At 70.4% G+C, this 21254-nt stretch carries 22 protein-coding genes; 11 read left to right on the top strand and 11 right to left on the bottom strand.

The window, feature by feature from the left end; genetic code table 11:
• Nucleotides 1-10: 10 nt before the first annotated feature.
• Complete coding sequence (locus tag ASG76_RS01345) at nt 11-2011, top strand: ATP-dependent DNA helicase (protein ID WP_235529363.1); 2001 nt, start codon at nt 11-13, stop codon at nt 2009-2011.
• Here ASG76_RS01345 and ASG76_RS01350 read toward each other — a convergent pair.
• The 4 genes from ASG76_RS01350 to lexA all read right to left on the bottom strand — a co-directional run bounded on the left by ASG76_RS01350 (nt 1993) and on the right by lexA (nt 5197).
• A complete protein-coding gene (locus tag ASG76_RS01350) occupies nt 1993-2412 on the bottom strand; it encodes a DivIVA domain-containing protein (protein WP_056598889.1) in 420 nt (139 codons plus the stop codon). The two genes, ASG76_RS01345 and ASG76_RS01350, sit on opposite strands and share 19 nt — an antisense overlap.
• Nucleotides 2409-3143 (bottom strand): sulfotransferase family protein, encoded by a 735-nt coding sequence (locus ASG76_RS01355; RefSeq protein WP_082587158.1) that lies wholly within the window; start codon nt 3141-3143, stop codon nt 2409-2411. The genes ASG76_RS01350 and ASG76_RS01355 overlap by 4 nt, the downstream gene beginning before the upstream one ends.
• Before the next feature lie 18 nt (nt 3144-3161).
• The gene (locus ASG76_RS01360) at nt 3162-4379 is read right to left on the bottom strand and encodes an NAD(P)/FAD-dependent oxidoreductase (RefSeq protein ID WP_157558872.1); all 1218 of its coding nucleotides are present in this window, start codon (nt 4377-4379) and stop codon (nt 3162-3164) included.
• Nucleotides 4380-4474: 95 nt separating this feature from the next.
• On the bottom strand, nt 4475-5197 hold the full coding sequence (gene lexA, locus ASG76_RS01365; protein WP_056598899.1) for a transcriptional repressor LexA: 723 nt from the start codon (nt 5195-5197) through the stop codon (nt 4475-4477).
• Between the two features lie 130 nt (nt 5198-5327).
• Between lexA and ASG76_RS01370 the strand changes: the two genes are divergently transcribed.
• From ASG76_RS01370 to ASG76_RS01390, 5 genes are all read left to right on the top strand, one after another.
• Nucleotides 5328-6125 (top strand): SDR family NAD(P)-dependent oxidoreductase, encoded by a 798-nt coding sequence (locus ASG76_RS01370; protein WP_162254064.1) that lies wholly within the window; start codon nt 5328-5330, stop codon nt 6123-6125.
• A gap of 216 nt (nt 6126-6341) precedes the next feature.
• Entirely contained in the window at nt 6342-6692 is a 351-nt protein-coding gene (locus tag ASG76_RS01375; RefSeq protein ID WP_056598902.1) for a LysM peptidoglycan-binding domain-containing protein, read from the top strand.
• Nucleotides 6693-7077: 385 nt separating this feature from the next.
• Nucleotides 7078-7629, top strand: coding sequence for a hypothetical protein (locus tag ASG76_RS01380; RefSeq protein ID WP_056598904.1), 552 nt, complete (start codon nt 7078-7080; stop codon nt 7627-7629).
• A 23-nt stretch (nt 7630-7652) separates the two neighbouring features.
• Entirely contained in the window at nt 7653-8435 is a 783-nt protein-coding gene (locus ASG76_RS18915) for a PKD domain-containing protein (protein ID WP_157558874.1), read from the top strand.
• Between the two features lie 31 nt (nt 8436-8466).
• Nucleotides 8467-9981, top strand: coding sequence for a PQQ-binding-like beta-propeller repeat protein (locus tag ASG76_RS01390; protein WP_056598910.1), 1515 nt, complete (start codon nt 8467-8469; stop codon nt 9979-9981).
• Nucleotides 9982-9989: 8 nt separating this feature from the next.
• Here the strand turns inward: ASG76_RS01390 and ASG76_RS01395 are convergent, their stop codons facing one another.
• Nucleotides 9990-10325 (bottom strand): hypothetical protein, encoded by a 336-nt coding sequence (locus ASG76_RS01395; protein ID WP_157558875.1) that lies wholly within the window; start codon nt 10323-10325, stop codon nt 9990-9992.
• A gap of 346 nt (nt 10326-10671) precedes the next feature.
• Here ASG76_RS01395 and nrdR point away from each other — a divergent pair, with 346 nt between their 5' ends.
• The 3 genes from nrdR (at nt 10672) to ASG76_RS01410 (ending at nt 14769) form a co-directional block, all read left to right on the top strand.
• Nucleotides 10672-11148 (top strand): transcriptional regulator NrdR, encoded by a 477-nt coding sequence (gene nrdR, locus ASG76_RS01400; protein WP_056598915.1) that lies wholly within the window; start codon nt 10672-10674, stop codon nt 11146-11148.
• 108 nt (nt 11149-11256) lie between these two features.
• The gene (locus tag ASG76_RS01405; RefSeq protein WP_056598918.1) at nt 11257-14154 is read left to right on the top strand and encodes a vitamin B12-dependent ribonucleotide reductase; all 2898 of its coding nucleotides are present in this window, start codon (nt 11257-11259) and stop codon (nt 14152-14154) included.
• Between the two features lie 183 nt (nt 14155-14337).
• The gene (locus ASG76_RS01410) at nt 14338-14769 is read left to right on the top strand and encodes an ATP-binding domain-containing protein (RefSeq protein WP_056598921.1); all 432 of its coding nucleotides are present in this window, start codon (nt 14338-14340) and stop codon (nt 14767-14769) included.
• 7 nt (nt 14770-14776) lie between these two features.
• Here the strand turns inward: ASG76_RS01410 and ASG76_RS01415 are convergent, their stop codons facing one another.
• From ASG76_RS01415 to ASG76_RS01435, 5 genes are all read right to left on the bottom strand, one after another.
• Entirely contained in the window at nt 14777-15166 is a 390-nt protein-coding gene (locus tag ASG76_RS01415) for a DUF2237 family protein (protein WP_056598924.1), read from the bottom strand.
• Nucleotides 15167-15271: 105 nt separating this feature from the next.
• Entirely contained in the window at nt 15272-16207 is a 936-nt protein-coding gene (locus tag ASG76_RS01420; protein ID WP_056598927.1) for an acyl-ACP desaturase, read from the bottom strand.
• A gap of 49 nt (nt 16208-16256) precedes the next feature.
• Nucleotides 16257-16925, bottom strand: a complete 669-nt coding sequence (locus ASG76_RS01425; protein WP_056598930.1) for an endonuclease/exonuclease/phosphatase family protein — start codon at nt 16923-16925, stop codon at nt 16257-16259.
• A 20-nt stretch (nt 16926-16945) separates the two neighbouring features.
• Entirely contained in the window at nt 16946-17254 is a 309-nt protein-coding gene (locus ASG76_RS01430) for a contact-dependent growth inhibition system immunity protein (RefSeq protein WP_056598932.1), read from the bottom strand.
• 11 nt (nt 17255-17265) lie between these two features.
• Entirely contained in the window at nt 17266-18627 is a 1362-nt protein-coding gene (locus ASG76_RS01435; RefSeq protein WP_056598935.1) for an RNase A-like domain-containing protein, read from the bottom strand.
• A gap of 168 nt (nt 18628-18795) precedes the next feature.
• Here ASG76_RS01435 and ASG76_RS01440 point away from each other — a divergent pair, with 168 nt between their 5' ends.
• Nucleotides 18796-20232 carry a sensor histidine kinase gene (locus ASG76_RS01440; RefSeq protein ID WP_157558876.1) on the top strand — a complete coding sequence of 479 codons (1437 nt, stop codon included), beginning with the start codon at nt 18796-18798 and terminating at the stop codon, nt 20230-20232.
• A complete protein-coding gene (locus ASG76_RS01445) occupies nt 20229-20870 on the top strand; it encodes a response regulator (protein ID WP_200948024.1) in 642 nt (213 codons plus the stop codon). The genes ASG76_RS01440 and ASG76_RS01445 overlap by 4 nt, the downstream gene beginning before the upstream one ends.
• Here ASG76_RS01445 and ASG76_RS01450 read toward each other — a convergent pair.
• Nucleotides 20848-21153 (bottom strand): DUF6907 domain-containing protein, encoded by a 306-nt coding sequence (locus ASG76_RS01450; protein WP_056598943.1) that lies wholly within the window; start codon nt 21151-21153, stop codon nt 20848-20850. The genes ASG76_RS01445 and ASG76_RS01450 overlap by 23 nt on opposite strands.
• Nucleotides 21154-21254: the final 101 nt, after the last annotated feature.

Genomic DNA, 21254 nt, shown 5'->3' on the forward strand with positions numbered 1-21254 from the left:
AGGTTCTCTGGTGCCTGAGACCGACCTTGCCCCCGCCCCCGTGATCGCGGCGCTGGAGCAGGCGGTCAGCGCCCTCGGCGGGCAGCAGCGCGACGGCCAGGTCCAGATGGCCTCCGAGGTCGCCGAGGCGATGAGCGAGGGCCGCCACCTGCTCGTGCAGGCCGGCACCGGCACCGGCAAGTCGCTGGGATACCTCGTGCCCGCGATGCTCCACGACAAGCGCGTCGTCGTCGCCACCGCGACCCTGGCGCTGCAGCACCAGCTCGTCGAGCGCGACCTGCCCCGGCTCGTCGAGGCGGTCAAGGACGTGCGCGGCATCGACACGTCGTACGCCGTGCTCAAGGGGCGCTCCAACTACGCATGTCTGCACCGCATCCGTGCCGGCGTGCCCGACGACCAGGGCGCCCTGGTAGACGTGCCGACCGGGTCGATGGCCGAGAAGGTGCTGGAGCTGCGCACGTGGGCGGAGGAGGAGACCGAGGCCGGCGGTAGCGGCGAGCGCGACAACGCCCCGCGCCACACCGACCGCGAGTGGCGTCAGGTCTCGGTCAACCACCGCGAGTGCCTCGGTGCCTCGAAGTGCCCGTTCGGCGCGGAGTGCTTCGCCGAGCTGGCCAAGGAGAAGGCCCAGCGCAGCCACCTCGTGGTCACCAACCACTCCCTCCTCGCGATCGACGCGATCGAGGACGTGCCGATGATCCCCGACTACGACACGGTCGTGATCGACGAGGCCCACGAGCTCGTCCAGCGCGTCACCCAGGCCGCCACCGACGAGCTCGGGGTCTCCGACATCGAGCGCGCCGCGCGCCGGGCGGGTCGCTGGACCGACGGTGACAGCGACCCGGCCGGCGACCTCGAGGATGCGGCCGGGCAGCTGGCCGAGGCCATCGAGGCCACCGCCCCCGGACGCATCGACCAGATGTCGACCCAGCTCTCGGATGCCCTCGTGCTGGTGCGCGACGCGGCCCGCGCCTGCCTGTCGGCCTTCCCGCGCGAGTCCGGCGGCGAGGGGGAGGGTGACGCCGGGCGCACCCAGGCCAAGGGCATGGTGCAGGAGGTCTTCGTCAACGCCGAGCGGATGGCGGCCGGCTCGCAGGCAGACGTGCTGTGGCTGGGCGAGGCCCGCGACCGCTTTCCGGCACGGTTGCACGTGGCACCGCTGCAGGTGTGGGGCCCGATGCGCGACAAGCTGCTCACCGACAAGACGGTGGTCTTCACCAGCGCGACGCTGATGCTGGGCGGCGAGTTCGGCGCGGTCGCCACGTCGCTGGGCCTCAAGCCCACCGAGCGCATCGGCTCGCTGGTCGCCCCGTCAGGCGACGACACGGCGCTGCCGTGGAAGGGCCTGGACGTCGGGTCGCCGTTCGACTACGGCCAGCAGTCCATCCTCTACGTCGCCCGCCACCTGCCGCAGCCCGGCCGCGACGGCCTCGCACCGGCCCACCTCGACGAGATCTGCGACCTCATCGACGCACTCGACGGCCGCACCCTCGGCCTCTTCTCCAGCCGCCGCGCGGCGGAGACCGCCGCCGAGGCCGTACGAGCCCGGCTGCCGCACCTGACCACCCTCGCGCAGGGTGACGCGCAGCTGCCCGAGCTGGCCAAGCAGTTCGTCGAGGACCCGCACACCTGCCTGTTCGGCACGCTCTCGCTGTGGCAGGGCCTCGACGTCCCCGGCGACACCTGCCAGCTGGTCATCATCGACCGCATCCCCTTCCCGCGCCCCGACGACCCGCTGATGTCGGCGCGCGCGAAGGCCGCCGACGACCGCGGCGGCAACGGCTTCATGGAGGTCTCGGCGACGCACGCCGCGCTGCTGATGGCGCAGGGCGCGGGCCGCCTGATCCGCACGACCTCCGACCGCGGCATCGTCGCCGTGCTCGACCCACGCCTGGAGACCGCGCGCTACGGCCGGTTCCTCAAGGCGTCGCTGCCCCCGATGTGGTCGACGACCGACCCGGCGCTCGTGCGCCAGGCGCTGAGCAGGCTGGGTCAGGCGAAGGTCACGTAGAACAGCACGGCGAGGACGACCACCAGCGCCACCATCACCACCACCCGCACCCGCTCGCTGTCCCGCTCGGGTGCGGTTGCGTCGAGGTCGGTGATGACGCCCGGCGCCACCGTCGCGGACGTGGGCTCGCGCCCGGGCGTGGACTCGGCCGCCTCCGGCCGTACGCCGCCCCGCCGGTCCAGCTCGGCCACCACCTCGTCGAGCCAGTCGTCGACCGCCGTCATGTCGTAGCCGCCGCGGCGCACGGGGGTGAAGCGCAGCGACTCGAGGTCGTGGCGCCCGATGCGGGGCTCGGGGAGAGAGAGGTTCTCCATCACCATCTCCACGGCCAGGTCGACCTGCTCGGCGTCGTACGCCTCCCGCCACCGCACCACCGGGAAGGTCGGCCGCTCGACGCTCACCGGGTCGGCACCTCGTAGCCGAAGAGCTGGTAGTCGCGGCGATACATCTGCGCCACCAGCTCGCGCAGCTCGTCGGAGACGTCGCGGTCGCGCCCACCGGGCGCGGTCTGGTTCTGCGGCCGCGTCGGCACGGCGGGGGCGCCGACGCGCTCGCACACCTCGGCGAAGTCGCGGTCGAAGGTCTCCAGCCGGCCGACGAAGTCCACCCGGTTGAGGTCGATCATCCGGCTCTGCAGCGTGAGGTGCTGGTCGGTGCCCGGCACCGCCGCGAGGTCGTGGCCGGCGGTCCAGCGCGCGAACTCCTCGACGCGCTGCATCCGCTCGTGGGTCGCGGGGTCGAAGTCGTAGTAGTTGTGGTCGACGACCTTGTCGTGCCACGCCGAGACGAACCGGTCGAGCGGGTCGCGCACGAACGCGAAGGTGAAGTAGTCGGCGTACGACGCCAGGGGGTAGCGCACCCGCATGGCGTGGTCGACGTCGAGGCTCACGCCGTGGCTCTCGCAGTGGTGGCGGATGGTGCGGGTCGCGACCTTGGCCACGCGGTACCAGACGAACCGGTGGCTGTGGCTGATCGTGAGGTTGTACGCCAACGGGCTGAGCCAGGCGGACTGCTCACCCGCCACGGCCAACCCGTCGAGCACGGCCTGGCCCTCGGGCGTCAGACGACGTCGGTTGCCCGGACGTGTGCGGAACACCTCCGGCGAGGGGGCGTCTTGGGCGGTGGATGACATCGGCGCGAGGCTACCGCCTCAGCCGAGCGGGATGCGGCCCCGCAGCGTCTCGGGGTCGGCGACCGGCTCCTTCGCGGTCTCGGCGATCAGCTCGCGGGCCGCGTCGACGCTGTCCCACACGTTCCACAGCAGCACGCCGCGGACCTGGCCGGAGGCGAGGTAGTAGACGACGCCGGTGCCGATCTCGCCGTCCTTCCAGTCCTCGACCATGTCGAGGGAGCTCTTCGTCTCGCCGATCGCCTCGTAGCCGTGGTCGAGGATGTCGGACCAGAAGAAGGGCGTGTAGTCGTAGGTGTCGTCCGAGCCGGCCATCGCCTTGCCGGCGAGCTCACCGGACTTCTCGGCGTGGTCGACGTGCTCGACGCGGCGGCGCCCGAGCAGGACGTCGGGGTAGAGCGCGACGTCGCCGGCGGCGTACACGTCCTCGGCGCTGGTGCGCAGGTGCTCGTCGACCACGATGCCGTTGTCGACCTCGAGGCCCGCGGCCTCCGCGAGTCCGGTGCGCGGCAGCACGCCGACGCCGACCACGGCCGCGTCGGCGACGATGTCGGTGCCGTCGGCGAGCCTGATCCGTACGCCGTCGCCGGTCTCCTCGCCGCGCTCGACCGAGCCGTGCACGATCGTGACGCCGCGGTCGGCGAAGTCCTTGGTCAGGGTGGCCGCGAGCGCGCGCGGGAACATCTGCTCCTGCACGTCCTCGAGGTCGAGGACGAGGGTGACCTGCACGTCGTTCTGCACGAGCGCGGAGGTGATCTCGGAGCCGATGTAGCCGCCACCGACGACGGCCACGTGGCTGCCCGGGGCGGCGACCGCGCGCAGGCGCTGGTAGTCGGCCGCGGTGCGGTAGTAGACGACCCGGGCGCTGGGGGCGAGCGAGAGCTGGCGCGGCTCGGCGCCGGTGGCGAGCAGGAGCTTGCCGTAGGAGACGGCGGTGCCGTCCGCGAGGCGTACGACGTGCGCGTCGGGGTCGATCGCGGTCACGGTCGTGTCGGTCACCAGGTCGACGGCGTCGTCGTCGTCGAGGTCACCGGCCAGCGAGCTGCCCTCGAGGGTCGCGTCGTCCTTGAGCCACAGGTCCTTCGACAGCGCCGGACGGTAGACCGGCTTGTCGGGCTCGGACCCCAGCACCGCGACGGTGCCGCTGCTGTCCTCCGAGCGGATGCCCTTCACGGCGCTGGCGGCCGCGACACCCCCGCCGACGATGACGTAGTCGTAGGACTCTTTGATCTGGCTCATGTCAGTCATCGTCCCCCATCGCTGGTTGAGGAGGGTCGGTCATCGTCCCCCTCGCTGGTTGAGGAGGTCGCGCAGCGACCGTCACGAGACCCCGGTCAGAGGCTGCGCAGCACCGCCGTCACGACCCCGAGGATCGTGGCGTTGTCGCCCGGGATCGGGTCGTAGGCGTCGTTGTGGGGGAGCAGCCACACGTGGCCGTCCTTGCGCTGGAACGTCTTGACGGTCGCCTCGCCGTCGATCATCGCGGCCACGATCTGCCCGTTGGTCGCGGTCTGCTCCTGGCGGATCACGACGTAGTCGCCGTTGCAGATGGCCGCGTCGACCATCGAGTCACCGGAGACCTCGAGCAGGAAGAGGGTGCCCTCGCCCACGAGCTGCTTGGGCAGCGGGAAGACGTCGGTGACCTGCTCCTCGGCGAGGATCGGGCCACCGGCGGCGATGCGGCCGACGACGGGGATGTTGACCGCGGTGGGGGAGATGTCGCCGATGCCGGTCTCGTCGACGCTCGACTCCTCGCCGCTGGAGATGGAGCGGCGCGCGGCCATCACCTCGGGCAGGAACACCTCGAGGGCGCGCGGGCGGTTGGGGTCGCGCTTGAGGAACCCCTTGTTCTCCAGCACCCGCAGCTGGTGGGCCACGCTGGAGGAGGAGGTCAGCCCGACGGCCTGGCCGATCTCGCGCATGCTCGGCGGGTAGCCCTTGGTCTCGATCGAGTCCTTGATGGTGGCGAGCACCCGCTGCTGGCGCGGCGTCAGGCCGGTGGCGTCCGGGGGCCCGTCGGGCATCTCGATGACGTTCTTGTCCTCTGACCTGGCCATCTCGTGTGAACCTCTCGACGCGGGTGCCCCCTCGGCGGGCGAGCCGGGCGGCTGGTGGGATCACCGTAGCCGTCCCGGGGCCCGTGGATCAAACACCTGTTCGAAGCAGCGTGTCGCTAGCCTGCCGCGCATGACGACTGCCTCGCTGACGACTTCCTGCGTGGTGACGGGCGGCGCGCGCGGCATCGGGCGCGGGATCGCCGAGCAGCTGGTCGCGCGCGGGCACAAGGTGGTGGTCGGCGACCTCGACGCCGATGCCGCTGCGGCCACCGCCGCCGAGCTCGGCGCGGCCGCGGGCCTCGCCATGGACGTACGCGATCCCGACTCCCACCGCGCCGTCGCCGCGGAGGCCGCGCGCCTCGGGCGGCTCGTGGCGTGGTTCAACAACGCCGGCGTGGGCGACGACGGCACGCTCGCCGCGCTCTCGGACGAGCAGGTGCGCCGGCTGGTGGAGGTCAACCTCCTCGGCGCGATGTGGGGCACCCGCGCCGCGCTCGACGCCTTCGGCGCGCAGGGCGGCGACGTCGTCAACATCGCCTCGCTCGCAGGCCTCGGGCCGGTGCCGGGCTACAGCGTGTACGCCGCCACCAAGGCCGGCGTGGTCTCGCTCAGCGCGTCGGTCAACGCCGAGACCCCGCGCCGGGTGCGGGTCCACGCCCTGTGCCCCGACGGCGCCGACACCGCGATGCTCGCCGCGCAGGACCCCAGCGGCCTCGGCTCGCAGCTGGTGCACTCCGGCGGACCCATCCTCACCGTCGAGCAGGTCGCCACGGCCGCTGTCGACCTCGTCGGCTCACGCCGGGTGGTGCGCTCGTTGCCGACCTGGCGCGGGGGAGTCGTGCGTACGTCGGCGCTGGCCCCGGGCGTCATGCAGCACGCCGCAGGGCTCTTCGCTGCCCAGGGCCGGCGGGCGCTGCGCAAGCGCTGAGCCTCTCGTGGGGACGGGCGCTGGGGCGCCCAATCGCGGTCGAACATTTGTTCGTGCCGGTGCTTGACGCCTTCGAACACGTGCTCTAACGTCGTACACCTGTTCGATCGAACGTCTGATCGACCCCGATGGTCCTCCCGAGGCCACTGTCGGTGGCTCCGACTAGACAGACGCTCGACAGAAACCACCGGCTGATCTTCCCCAGGAGGCCACACCATGAGCACGCTCAGCCTTGCCCCCGCTTTCATCTCCGCCCCCCGCGCCCGCTCGACCGTCCGCCTGACGCGTCGCGGCCGCCTCGTGGTCTTCGTGACCTCGCTCCTCCTCGTGCTCGGCGTGGCGATCATGCTCGCCGGAGGTGCCGTGGGCACCGGCTCGGCCGGCGAACCCGCCCCCACCGAGATCGTCCAGGTCGCCCCCGGCGACACCCTGTGGGACATCGCCAGCGACCTCGCCACCGACGGCGACGTCCGCTCGGTCATGACCGAGATCGAGCGCCTCAACGCGCTCGAGTCCGCCAGCCTCGCGGCTGGCCAGAAGCTCCGCGTCCCGGTCGTCTCCGACTGACGCGTGAGGCCTCCATCAGCCGCTTCGACCCCGGCTGGTGGAACCAAGGGGAAGACCGAGGGGCGGGCCTGGTGGCCCGCCCCTCGGCGTATTTGGTGGGTCGTTCGATGGGCTTCTTCTGCTGTCGCCGCCCGTCGCGTTCCCCGGATATCCGGGGATCCCGACACCATCGTGGAGTCCGTGAGCCGGATGGTGGGTCGCGGACTCCACGATCCCTCTGGACTTCTCCGCGCTTGCTGCGTGGCGATCCCCGGATATCCGGGGATCCCGACCGTTGTGCGGTGATCTTGGTGTGGCTGCCGCACCACAGTGACCGCACAAGCGGTTCTCCACAGATCTTCGTCGGAGGGTGGTTCGAGAGGCGTCGAACTGGGTAGTTTCCGAGGTGCTGACGTTGTTCTCGGGAAGGCACTTCATGCACGTACGCCGCGCACTTGCGCTCACCCTGACGGTTCCGTTGCTCCTGGCCGGTTGCTCCGACGACCCCGCGCCCGAGCCGAAGATGCCTGACCCGACGCCGAGCTCGTCGGCGCCCAGTCCGACCGAGTCGGAGACGGCGGAGGCTGAGAGTCCGGAGGAGTTCGTACGCCGCTGGGTGGAGGTCAGCAACGAGATGCAGCGAACCGGTGACGTAGATGCGTATCTCAAAATCTCGGGTGAGTGCCGGCCATGCAAGCAGGTGGCACGACAGGTAGCGAGCGCGTTTGAGGCCGGGGGGTACGTCAAAACGAAGGGATGGACAGTTCGGTCCATCACCGACAGGTCCGGTGGCGGTAAGCCCATCTATGACGTTCGTGTCGACTCTGCGCCGACTGAGTTGAAGGCGAGCAAGTCGGGCAAGCCGTCTCGCCTGCCGGGCGGTGACCTCACCTATCGGTTCCGGCTCAACCGCGAAGCCCCGTGGCAGTTGATGCAATTGACGCAGGTGCCATCGTGAGAGTCGCCAGCACCCTCCTGACGATGCTGGCGTTGCTGCTGCTCGCTCCGGGCTCCTCCGGAGCGGACGACGGCGACGACGACGAGCCTGTCTGTTACGAGGTTGCAGACCTCTACTCAGTCAAGGTCGTGTGCGACTACAGCGGCGATAGTTTGGCGGAGGCTCAAGCAGCTGAGCCTTTAGCGGATTGGCAGATCTATCAGTTGTGCAAAGACGGGACGTCTGGTCAGCCTGAAGCCTGCGCTAACCCGAGGGTCTGCACAATCGACGGCAAGACGGGAACCCTCTACGCAGTGTTCCGGGACGGAGTTCGCAGGGGCACGGCATGTCTTACAGCTGGCGAAGCCGGAGCGCTGAAGCCCTCAATCCGGAGCGTAGTGATTGCCACCTTTCAGCAGCTCAAGTGGTCCCCATCTGACCTCACCGTCCAACCGCCCGGCGGCAAGACGTTGGTCAATCTCGACACCAACTTCTTCACGACCAACACGGATGCCAAGTCGATACCCGTGAAGCTTCAGGGTCAGAGCGTCGTGGTCACAGCCCGCCCCATCGCCTACCGCTGGAACTTCGGCGACGACATCTCGATCACCACGACGAGCCCGGGATCGCCGTACCCCGACCTCGACGTCGCCCACACCTACGAGCAGACGGGCGAGGTCGCCGTCAGCGTGGACACGCAGTACGGCGACGCGAGCTTCACGGTCAACGGTGGCCCGCCTGAGCCGATCCCGTCGACCATCTGGGTCGCAGGCGCGAGCCAGGACCTCGAGATCGTCGAGGCGCTGCCGCAGCTCGTCATTCGCTGATCGACGTCATTCATCAACTCTCGGGGGACACATGCTTGGTTCTGCACGCCCGCAGCACGCGAAGACCGCGCTCGTCGTCGCTGCACTTCTGACCGTCATCTGCAGCTCGGGCTGCGACGACGCGAAGCAGGAGGGCACCGGTGACGGGAAGGACGCCGCGACGGCAGCGGTGGCGGAGCCGTCGCTCGCCCAGGCCGCGCCCGCGGAGGTCGCCTGGACGGCAAGGCTCGACGTCATCGGCCAGCCGGTGGAGGCCGGGCCGGCACTCCTGGTGCTGTCGAAGACCCCGCGTGGCACCGTCGAGCTGGTCAGCCTGGACGCGAAGACCGGCCGAGCGAACTTCCGGATGCCGTACCACCCCGGCGGCACGCCCACAGGCATGGCGATGGTGCCGCGGGCCACCGAGACCGACGCCGGTCGGCACCTCGCGGTGCTTCGACAGAACGATCTCGATGCCGCGGGACCTGCGCTCGTCGCGGTCGACGTCCGGACCGGTGCCGTTGTCTCGAGCACGCCGACGGCCGTGGACGACTACGACGCGTGCTCGGACGGTCACGACGTGTGCTGGTCTGGATTCGAGAGCAGGCCCGGATCGATGGTCGACGGTCCGTTCGGCACCTTCCGCGACATCATTCCCGGCAGCGCGCCGAGGCGCTGGGACCTCGAGTCCGGCCGCGTGACCGAGAAGACCCTCCAGGAGGGGGCGCTGCGAGTGGGCGACCCCGACCTCTACGTCCGCGGCGAAGGGCGCCTGGCGACGCTGGTGCGAATCCCCGGCACGTGGCGGACGGCATGGACGCAGTCGGTCTCGGTGCTGGTCGCCGACGGCGTGGCGTCGAAGTACGGGTGGAGCTTCGCGCACGACGAGGAGACGAACGTGTACGTCGGTTCGCTTGGCAAGCCGTTCCCGGCGACGGTGGTGCGCCGATACGAGCAAGGCAAGCGCGTGAGCACCGACTACGCGTCCCGCTATGTCACGGCTGGCATCGACGGCCGGGAGGGCAAGCGCCTCTGGACGCGCCGAGGAGCCGACCCCTGGTGCTCACTCATCCGGCCGGTCCCGGAGAGCGAGGCCCGCACGCTCTGCGTGGTGCGAGGGTCTCGTGTCGACCGCAAGGGCAAGAAGACGGCGTACGAAGACCTGGTCGTCGAGGTCCAGGGGGTGGACCCGCGCACGGGGAAGGTTGGGTGGACCTACACGCTCGCCGGCAAGGATGCGGAGCAGGCGTACGTCGACGACCGTGCCCCGCTCGCGTCGTACGGCGTGGTGCTCCCGGGCGACGACGGCCCGGTCGCCCTCGACCAGCGGTCCGGTGCCCTCGAGCGTGTTGCGGCGGGCACCGTCCTCCTGTGCTCTGTGGACGCCGACATGGTGAAGGTGTACGGCGAGAAGCGGGTGTCGGACACCCTCTACGTCACCTGTGACCCGGCCGGGAAGGCGACCACGGGCGACCTGTCCGTGTTCGGTGCAGCCGCGCTCGACGGGGCCGGGCAGACGCGGTACGTCTCGATGCCCGGCAGGGTGGTGGCGTACCGCCTAAGTTGACGCAGACCTCAGCGCGCCGCGCGCTTCCCGCCCACCGGCCGGGGAGGCGCATCGGCAGAGGGGGGAGGCGACGTGACACCTAGCGCCCGCATCAGTCTCGCGACGAGCAGCAGCCCCACGAAGAGGCAGGCGATCGCGCCGAGGCAGGCCAGGCCCATGAAGGCCCAAGCGGTCGAGCCGGAGCCCCCGCGCGCGGCCGTACCGAAGTCGATGGCGGCATAGACGAGGTAGCCCCAGGCGACCACGCAGAGCGTGATCGCGACGCCGATGACGAGCGCGGCCTTGTTCAGCGGACGGGGCTGCTGGGCACTCTTGCGCGATCCCGCCCGCTTCCCCGTAGCCACAGGCGCCATTGTGTCCGACGCGGCCTCCTCGGCGCACCGGAACGCCCGCACGGGTGGGGCTCGACGCGCCGGTCCAGAGCACTCCGCGAAGCCAAAACCGCAGGTCAGCGGCGTCCGCAGAAATTGATCCGAGCAGTTCACGCGTTCACTTGCCAGCGTCGGGGTCGGGGCGTACGGTTACCACTACATCTAGTAGTTACACCGCTGTAGTTATCCACATCTGGTGCACAGGCCAAAGGGAGAAGCGCACAGCCTGAGGCTAGTTGTCCACAGGAACATCCCCAGGCGACACCCCGTTATGAGGGTGTACGAGCCGCGCCCGAACACGACCGAGAGGAGGGCCATCATGCACTGTCCTTTCTGCAAGAACGAGGACACCAAGGTCCTCGACTCCCGTGTCGCCGACGACGGTGGCTCGATCCGCCGCCGCCGCAGCTGCTCGGCCTGCGACCGCCGGTTCTCGACGGTCGAGAAGATGCAGCTGACGGTCCTCAAGCGCTCGGGTGCGACCGAGCCCTTCAATCGCGACAAGGCGATCGCCGGCGTCCGCAAGGCCTGCAAGGGCCGCCCGGTCACCGAAGCCCAGCTCGCCTGCCTCGGCCAGGAGGTCGAGGACGCCCTGCGCCTGAGCGGTCAGGCCGAGTTCGACGCCAACGACGTCGGCCTCGCGATCCTGGCTCCGCTGCGCGCCCTCGACGAGGTGGCGTACCTCCGGTTCGCCTCCGTCTACCGCGCGTTCGAGTCGGCCGACGACTTCGACGCCGAGATCAAGATGCTGCGGCTCGAGCGAGCCGCCGACGATCAGCCCGCCCACTCGGGCTGACCCCAGAACGGCCCGGCAGGTAGTGGGGAAGCTGCCTGCCGGGCTTACCAACCCCCGCGAGACGACTCGCGAAGCAACCACCCATCCAACGAGGGATAGAGGAACTCCATGACCGAGACGGTGAGCAGCCGCGCCAAGGGTGCAGCGAAGGGCAAGGGCCTGACGCTGGAGCGTGTCTTCAGCACGGAGGGCACCCACCCCTACGACGCCATCACCTGGGAGCGTCGCGACGTCGTCCAGCAGAACTGGAAGACCGGCGAGACCGTCTTCGAGCAGCGCGGCGTGGAGTTCCCCGACTTCTGGTCGGTCAACGCCTCGACGATCGTCACCACCAAGTACTTCCGCGGCGCCGTCGGCACCGACGCCCGCGAGTGGAGCCTCAAGCAGCTCATCGACCGGGTCGTGAAGACCTACACCAAGGCCGGCATCGACCATGGCTACTTCAAGACCGACGGCGACGCCGAGGTCTTCGAGCACGAGCTCACCTGGCTGCTGGTCAACCAGTACTTCTCCTTCAACAGCCCCGTGTGGTTCAACGTCGGCACGCCCTCGCCGCAGCAGGTCTCGGCCTGCTTCATCCTCTCGGTGGACGACTCGATGGACTCGATCCTCAACTGGTACAAGGAGGAGGGCTTCATCTTCAAGGGCGGCTCCGGTGCCGGCCTCAACCTCTCGCGCATCCGCTCGTCGAAGGAGCTGCTCTCCAGCGGCGGTACGGCGTCGGGTCCGGTCTCCTTCATGCGCGGCGCGGACGCCTCCGCGGGCACCATCAAGTCGGGCGGCGCGACGCGTCGTGCGGCCAAGATGGTCGTCCTCGACGTCGACCACCCCGACATCGAGGAGTTCGTGATGACGAAGGCGAAGGAGGAGGACAAGATCCGCGCCCTCCGCGACGCCGGGTTCGACATGGACCTCGGCGGCGCCGACATCACGTCGGTCCAGTACCAGAACGCCAACAACTCGGTCCGCGTCAGCGACGAGTTCATGCGCGCGGTCGAGGACGGCACCGAGTTCGGCCTGCGCGCCCGCGGCACCGGCGAGGTCATCGAGACCGTCGACGCCCGCGACCTGTTCCGCAAGATCAGCGAGGCCGCCTGGGCCTGCGCCGACCCGGGCCTGCAGTACGACGACACGATCAACGACTGGCACACCAACCCCGAGACCGGCCGCATCACCGCGTCCAACCCGTGCTCGGAGTACATGTCGCTCGACAACTCCTCGTGCAACCTGGCGTCGCTCAACCTGCTGAAGTTCCTCAAGGACGACGACACCTTCGACGCCGCCCTGTTCGCGAAGGCCGTCGAGTTCATCATCACCGCGATGGACATCTCGATCTGCTTCGCCGACTTCCCGACCGAGCCGATCGGCGACACCACCCGCGACTACCGCCAGCTCGGCATCGGCTACGCCAACCTCGGCGCGCTGCTGATGGCGATGGGCTTGGGCTACGACTCCGAGGGTGGCCGCTCGATGGCTGCCGCGATCACGTCGCTCATGACCGGTACGTCGTACAAGCGCTCCGCCGAGCTCGCCGGCATCGTCGGCCCGTACGCCGGCTACGCCCGCAACGCCGACGCCCACAAGCGCGTGATGCGCAAGCACCAGGCGGCCAACGACGTCGTCCGCGTGCTGCACACCGAGGACGGCCGCGTGCACAAGCTCGCCACCAAGGCGTGGGCCGACGTCATCGCCGTGGGTGAGAAGAACGGCTTCCGCAACGCGCAGGCCTCGGTGCTCGCGCCGACCGGCACCATCGGCTTCATGATGGACTGCGACACCACCGGCATCGAGCCCGACTTCTCCCTGGTGAAGTTCAAGAAGCTCGTCGGCGGCGGCTCGATGCAGATCGTCAACCAGACGATCCCGCGGGCGCTGCGCAAGCTCGGCTACCAGCCCGAGCAGGTCGAGGCGATCGTCGCCTACATCGGCGAGCACGGCCACGTGATCGACGCCCCCGGCCTCAAGACCGAGCACTACGAGATCTTCGACACCGCGATGGGCGCCCGCTCGCTCAAGCCGATGGGCCACGTGCGGATGATGGCTGCCGCGCAGCCGTTCCTCTCCGGTGCGATCTCCAAGACGGTGAACCTGCCGGAGTCGGCCTCGGTCGAGGAGATCGAGGACGTCTACATGCAGTCCTGGAAGCTCGGCCTCAAGGCCACCGCGGTCTACCGCGACAACTGCAAGGTCGGCCAGCCCCTGTCCGACGGCGGCGGCAAGGCCAAGAAGGACGAGGCCGACAAGGCCGCGGCCGACGCGGCCGTCGAGACCAAGGTCGTGGAGAAGGTCGTCTACGCCCCGGTCCGCAAGCGCCTGCCGAAGTCGCGCGTCTCGCGCACCACGTCGTTCACCGTCGGCGGTGCCGAGGGCTACATGACCTCCGGCGCCCACGACGACGGCCAGCTCGGCGAGGTCTTCCTCAAGCTCGGCAAGCAGGGCTCGACCCTGGCCGGCGTGATGGACGCCTTCTCGATCGCGGTGTCGATCGGCCTGCAGTACGGCGTCCCGCTGGAGACCTACGTCTCGAAGTTCACCAACCTGCGCTTCGAGCCCGCCGGCCTCACCGACGACCCCGACGTCCGCATGGCGCAGTCGCTCATGGACTACGTCTGGCGCCGCCTCGCCCTGGACTACCTGTCCTTCGAGGAGCGCTCGGCCCTGGGGATCTACTCCGCCGAGGAGCGCCAGCGCCACCTCGAGACCGGCTCCTACGAGCCGATCGTGGAAGAGACCGGCTCCGCCGCCGAGCTCGTCGAGGCGCCCAGCTCGTTGGTCGAGGAGAGCGCCCCGCGCTCGTCACGAGACCAGGACGTCGCCGAGGCCGACATCGTGGAGGCCAGCGTCAAGCCGGCCCCCGTCGAGGCCAAGACCACCGCCGAGCTCTTCGAGAAGCTCACCGGCACCGCCGTCGACTCGCCGCTCTGCATGACCTGCGGCACGAAGATGCGCCCGGCTGGCTCGTGCTACGTGTGCGAGGGCTGCGGGAGCACCAGCGGCTGCAGCTGATCTGAGTGACATGTCGAGGGCGGGCCGCGCAACGCGGTCCGCCCTCGTTCGTTCGGTTGGCGTTGGTCGAACTTCACTGCATGGGCACGGCTTTGTGATGAGTTCCGAACGTGTTCACCCGAGCAAGACCTCCGCAACACCCGCCAGATCCACGAGTCCTTCGGCCCGCTGGCGCCGAGTCGGATGTACTCCCGCGGCGGCGACGGCCCGACCGTTCGTTTCGTCGCGACGACGCAGGACGACGCGCTCGAGGCCGCGGACGACGCAGTCGACGCGCTGCTGGAGTCGGGCTGGGAGCCACGCAACGTGGCGCTGCTGACCACCGGGCACCGCCACCCCGTGCAGGTCGAGCGCACCGACTTCCACGACCAGGAGGGCTACTGGCGCACCTACTGGGACGACGACGTCTTCTACGGCCACGTCCTCGGCTGCAAGGGGCTCGAGCGACGGGCGGTCGTGCTCTGCCTCAACGAGGACGGCTCGCGCGATCGCGCTCGCGAGCGGCTCTATGTCGGCATGTCCCGCGCGACCGACGAGCTCGTCGTCGTGGGAGATCCCGAGACCGTACGCCGCGTGGCGGGCGACGACGTGGCACGGCGGCTCGGCGTCAGCTGACCGCGCGTCAGTCCAGCGCGCTGACGTCCGGAGGCACGTCGACCGAGTGCGCCCTCAGGGCCTCGAGGGGTACGACGTCCAGCGCCCGCTCCGAGGTGGCCGACAGCACCACGGGAGCGGCCACGCCGGCGTCGTACGCCTGGAGCCAGCGGACGGCGACCACGCACCACCGGTCACCCGGGACGAGGCCGGGGAAGTGCCACTCCGGTCGGGGGGTGGAGAGGTCGTTGCCGACCGAGGCCTGGTGGGCGAGGAACTCCTCGGTCATCACCGCGCAGATGGCGTGCAGCCCGACGTCCTGCGGCCCGACCGTGCACGTGCCGTCGCGGTGGAACCCGGTGACCGGGTCGGTGCCGCACGGGTCCAGCTCGCCGCCGAGGACGTTGCGCTCCGTCATGGGTCGATCATGACTGGTCTGGTCTCGTGACGGGACTTCGTCCCTCTTCGACCAGCGGAGCGGGCGGCCTTCGTCCCTCCTCGACCAGCGAGCAAGTGTCCCTCCTCAGCCAGCGGAGCGCGCTGCCTTCTTGGCTGCCGCCTCGTCCCGCCGCTCGACGAACCGCGTCGCCTCGCCGTCGAGAGCCTCCACCGCGGCCGCCAGCTCGTCGCGGGCCGCCTCGCCGTCGGCGTCCAGATCGGTCAGCTCCCACACGCCCCACTGCCGGAGCAGCGGCGTGACGATGTCGTCGTGGTGGATGCGGAGGTCGTAGATGCCGGCCTTGGCCATCTGCACGGCCTTGCGCGAGAAGCCGGGGATGACGCTGCCGGGCATCTCGAAGCCAACGACCTCCTCGGTGATCGCGCGCATCGTCTGGCTGGGGGTGAGCTCGAGGGCAGCGGCGACGATGTTGCGGTAGAAGATCATGTGGAGGTTCTCGTCCTTGGCCACCCGGGCGAGCAGCTTGTCGGCGATCGGCTCCTCGGTGTAGCGGCCGGTGTTGCGGTGCGAGACCCGGGTGGCGAGCTCCTGGAACGAGACGTAGGCACACACGTTGAGCAGCGACTTGTCGAGGGCCTCGTAACCGGTCTCCATCGTCTCCATCCGCGCGCGCTCGAGCTCGACGGGGTCGACGCCGCGGGTGACGAGGAGGTAGTCGCGGATGCAGAAGGCGTGGCGGCCCTCCTCGGCGGTCCACCGGTTCACCCAGGTGCCCCACGCGCTGTCGCGACCGAAGGCACGGTCGATCTCGCGGTGATAGCTCGGCAGGTTGTCCTCGGTGAGGAGGTTGACCTCGAGCGCCGTGCGGGCGACGGGGGAGAGCTGTGACTGCGCGACCTCCCACGGATCGCCGCCGAGGTCGGCGAAGTCGCGACCCAGGCTCCACGGCACGTACTCGTGCGGCATCCACTCGTCGGCGATCGCCAGGTGGCGGTTGAGGTTGTCCTCCACCACCGGCTCGAGCTCGGTCAGCAGCTGGGTGCTCTCGAGTGCGGCCACGGCAACTCCTCGTCCGACGGAGCGAGGGGGACGACCTCGCCCTCCCTCCCTACACCTCCGGAGGGCCCGGTGGATAGGCCTCGACGACGTACGCGTCGTGGTCCGACAGCCGCTTGCCGTCGTGCTCAGCCACGATCCGCGAGGCGACGGCGTGGGTGCCCTTCGGCACCGCGATGTGGTCGATGCTCAGCAGGCCGTCGATGGGGTGCGGCAGGTCGGCGGTCGGGACTACGAGGCCCAGCTCGTCGACGGCGTCGAGGATCACCTTCCTGCCGCCCAGCGAGCCGGCATACTCCTTGCCGGACAGTGCGTGGTTCCAGTCGCCGCCCCACACGAGGTCCCCGGCTGCTCGGAGGCGTAGGAGCAGGTCGTCCACGGTGTTGTGCGTCTTGTCGGCGTGGCGGGCCCCGACCCACGGGTGGCGTGAGCCGCACGACTTCCACGGCAGCACGGAGCTGACGTACGTCGTCGCACCGACCTGCGCCATCGCGCTTGCGGGGTGCGGGTCGGGGCACGACGCCATCCTCACGCGGCTGGCGATCCCGGCCCAGCGACGCCGCTGCTCCATCTGCTCCTGCGACAGGTGGAGCGCGTAGCCCGGCAGCGCGGTCCGTTCGCTGACCTCGGTCAGGAGCCAGACGTCGCAGTCGGCCTCGAGCATGAGGGTGAGGTGGTCGTCGGCCCAACGGCCGGCGAGGTTCCAGGTCCCGATGCGCACGGGCGCATCCTTGCGGATGGCTACCCGGGCTGGGTCAACAGGAGCTGCGCCTCGTCCTTCATCTGGCGCAGCCAGTCGCGCGGGTCCAAGCCGGCGCGTGAAGGGATGAAGAAGCTGCCCAGATCGACCAAGAGCTCCTCGAGGGAGACATCGTCTGTCGCTGACGCAAGAACGTCGTCGATCTCCGGTGGCAGATTGACAGCGAGCACGCGGCTTCCAGTCACGAAGTCCTGCACCGCGTCGCTGGTCGACTCGTACTCCTCGCGCCAGTCCTGGTGCAGATAGGCGCCGAGGAACTGCCAGAGCGCGGGGTATTGCTGTTCCAACACGTCTTTGCTCCTCATGGTTGGGGGAACGCCGTCAGGATGCGGTACCCGGAAGGGGTGTCGGCGCGCACCAGGATGAGCCTGACACCTCTCACCTGGCGTGCGCTTCCCGCGGCGTCGACCGACGTTCCGGTGACGTGGTCCAGGACCACGTTCAGCCGCTTCTTCCTCACGTCCCCTGCCAGCCAAGTGCTCAGCTCGTCCGCCTTGAGACGCAGGGCATTCTCGATTGCCTTCTCGGCGTCGTCAGTGTTCGCAAAGGATGAGGCGTACGGAATGCCGTCGCTCCGTGCGCGGTCAGCTAGTTCGTCCAAGCTCTTCCCCACATGCCTGCTCGCAATGTGGCCTCCGAGCTCATCCTGTCCTCTGAGGTTGGTGCGCCACCCTCCGGGGAACAGCATCTCCCCGCGCTCGTTGCGAGCCGGAACGCGCACGAACCGCTCGAAGCCCGCACGCGCCCGCCGGAGCTGCTCCTCCGCAACGCGCAGTCGTGAAGCGGACGCCGTAGCGACCGCCCGCAGCGCGGTGAGGAGCGCGTGGAAGCGCGGCGACTGGGCGCGGATGCGGGCGAGTGCCGCGGCTGCCTTGACGCCCCCGCCGAGCCCGCCGGTGATGCCGGCGACGATCGCGGTGATCGCGACCTCCTCGACGATCATCTGCCCGATCTCGACGAGCAGGGACCGGGTGCGCGCCCGCGCCTCCTCGACCGCGGTGGCGTAGTCGTCGCACGCGTCGGCGAGCGCGACGAGCTGGTCGCTGGCGTCCTCGACGTGCCGCCGCAGGTCGGCGATGGCGGCCATCGCGAGGGGGATCTCGGGCGAGCGCTGGCGGTCGAGGAGCCGGGTCACCGCGTCCAGGTGGGCGGTGAGGTCGGCGACCGACCCGCTCGTACGACGCCAGGTGGCGGCCGCGTCGCGGAGCAGGTCGACGTCGGCACCAGGCCACACGAAGCCCTCGACCTGGTCGAGGATCCAGCCGTAGCCATCGCCCAGCTCCGAGGCGACCGAGCCGCCGAGGCACGAGGGCGGAGGGGCGGGGGCGACGCGGACGAACGCGTCGTCGTCGATACCCCGGCCGGAGTAAACGGTGGTCGCGGCACCGGCGTCGGCCTCACCGTGCGCCCGCCCGCTGGCATCGACGAGCCGGCCGAGGCCGATGAGCGCGTGGGTGAGGTCGGCCAGGGTGGCCACGGCCTCGCGGGCGGCGGGGTCGTACGACCCGGCGAAGTAGATGCTGGTGGCGTCGTCGCCCGCCATGGCGGCGTAGGCACCCAGCTTGCCGGCGAGCGACTCGGTGACGAGCGCTGAGACGTGGTTGGCGGTCCGGCACACGCTCGCTGCTTCGGCGTAGCCCCCGCACTCGACACTGATCCGCACGCGTCCACCTTGGAAGGTCCGGCCCGACCACGACACCCCGGAAGACGGATCTGTGGACAGACAACTCAACGCGCAGCCCACCCCCAGGGGTGAGTCAGGTCCAAGAGAGCTCCAACCGTGTGTCCGTTTCTCGTCAAGACCGCCTGTACGACGAGAGACGCGACCACCATGGATCGCATGCTCGTGGGGGGCACACTGACCAGCGGCCAGGCGCGGCGGAGCGCGCCGGCGCTGACGGCTGCCGGTTGGGTGGTGGGGGCGGCCTGCACCGCGCTCATCCTGGGGACGCCCTACCTCCGTTTCGGCTATCACAACCCGGAGCTGCACGTCGTGCTCGACTCCGTCGACGCGTGCATCGCGCTGCTCCTCGCCTACCTCCTCGTGGGACGGCTCCGTCGCACCCGGCGCCTGCAGGACCTGCTGCTCGTGACGGGCCTGGTGCTGCTCGCGCTCGTCGGGCTGGGCGCGGCCCTGGCGGTCCGTGGCCTGCCCGTGGGCACGGGCCAGACGCTCGCCGTCTGGGTGTCGGTGACCCTCAGAACTGCCGCGGCACTCGTGGTCGTCGCGGCAGCCCTCGCCCCGGCGGCGCGGCTGACCCGCCGGGAGGCAGCGCGCGGCGCACAGGTCGCGGCGCTCCTCGTGCTGGCGCTCGTCGCAGCGCTCTGGACCGTCCGCGGCGTACTCCCCGTCGCCGTCACCGCCAGTGCCCCGACATCGGCGCAGCACCTCGTCATCGAGGGGCACCCGGTGTTCCTCGCCGCCCAGGCACTCAGCGCCGTGGCGCTCCTCTTCGCGTCCCTGCACTTCACCCGGCAGGCACGCGTGCGGGGTGGCGACGAGGTGCTCCGCTGGGTCGGCCCGGGATGCGCGCTCCTCGGCTTCGCCCGGGTCAACTACCTGCTCTTCCCCTCCCTCTACTCCGGCTGGTTCTACACCGGCGACGTGCTGCGCACGGCCGGCTACGTGTGCCTCCTGGTCGGCGCCACCCGCGAGATCGGCGGCTACTGGGCCGCGCGGGCCGACGTGGCCGTCGCCGAGGACCGCCGCCGGCTCGCCCGCGAGCTGCACGACGGCGTGGTGCAGGAGCTCAGCTGGATCAGGTCGGAGGCGCGCACGCTGTCCCTCGACGCCGGGAGCGCACGGCCCGCCCAGTCGATCCTCGACGCCAGCGACCGTGCCCTCGACGAGGCCCGCGCTGCCGTCGACGCGCTCGGACGCAACCCCGACGAGCCGCTCGGCTACGCCCTGCACCGCTCGGCGCGCGACGTCGCCGAGCGCCACGGCGCCCGTGTCGTGGTCGAGCTGGACGACTCGGTGCGAGCCGACCAGCACCAGCGGCACGCCCTGGCGCGCATCGTGCGCGAGGCGGTCGGCAACGCGCTGCGGCACGGTGGCGCCGGCTGCGTGCGCGTGACCCTCGAGGCGACGCCCGCCGGGGGCCGGCTGGTCGTCGAGGACGACGGTCGCGGGTTCGACGTGCATGCCACGGCGTACGACGACGGCTACGGGCTGACGAGCATGCGCGAGCGCGCCCAGGAGCTGCCCGGCGCCTGCGTGGTGACGTCCGCGCCCGGCCGCGGCACGAGCATCGAGGTGACCTGGTGAGCGAGCCGATCCGCGTGGTGATGGCCGACGACCACGCCCGCATGCGAGCCCGGATCCGGGACGCGCTCGAGGCAGGCGGCTGCGTCGTCGTCGGCGAGTGCGCGTCGGCGCAGGAGGCCGTCGAGCTCGCCCGGCAGCACCGGCCCGACGTCGCGCTGCTTGACATCCACATGCCCGGCAACGGCATCACGGCGGCACGTGAGATCGGCCGCAGCCTGCCCGCCACCGCCGTGGTCATGCTGACGGCGTCCGCCGAGGACGACGACCTCTTCGACTCCCTGCGCGCAGGCGCCTCGGGCTACCTGCTCAAGGACACCGACCCCCACGTCCTCGTCGACGAGCTGCGCCACGCCCTCGACGGCGAGCCGGCGATGTCGCGGCGGCTGGTCAGTCGGATCATGGAGGAGTTCCGCTCGCCGGCCACGCCGCGCTTCGCGCGCCGGTCCGGTGCCTCGTCGCGACTGAGCGCCCGCGAGTGGGAGGTGATGGAGCTCCTCGGTCAGGGCCTCTCCACCGACGACGTGGCGAAGCGGCTCTTCCTCTCGCCGACGACCGTGCGGGTCCACGTGTCGAGCGTCCTGCGCAAGCTGCGGGTCAAGGACCGCGCCGGCGCCTTCAGGATCCTGCGCGAGGGCTGACCCCGGGACCCGGGACGGCGGCCCGGTCGACCAGCTCGGTCAGCGCGTCGATGAGCGCGTCGGCCTCGTGCAGCGCGTACTCCTCGCCGCCGAGCAGCACGTAGGGCCCCTCCTGCTCCCCGGTGCTCGGGTCGGTGCTCATGCAGAGCCGCAGGACCGTACGCCGCACCATCAGCGCGCCGCTGACGTGCACGGTGTCGTCCTCGCCGGCGTGGAGCCCGTGGCCGAGCGTGCACCAGGAGGGACAGGTCGCGGGCCGACGTTGGGGCTGCACCACGCTCATCCCGGTCCTCCTCCGTCGGGCGGGGCGCCTGTCACGGTGCGCTCCTTCTTGGCCGGGCTGGTGTGCACGCAGGTCCCGCACCGAGGCTCCGGTGCGGGACC

Source organism: Nocardioides sp. Soil774 (genome assembly GCF_001428125.1).
Classification (GTDB): Bacteria; Actinomycetota; Actinomycetes; order Propionibacteriales; family Nocardioidaceae; genus Nocardioides.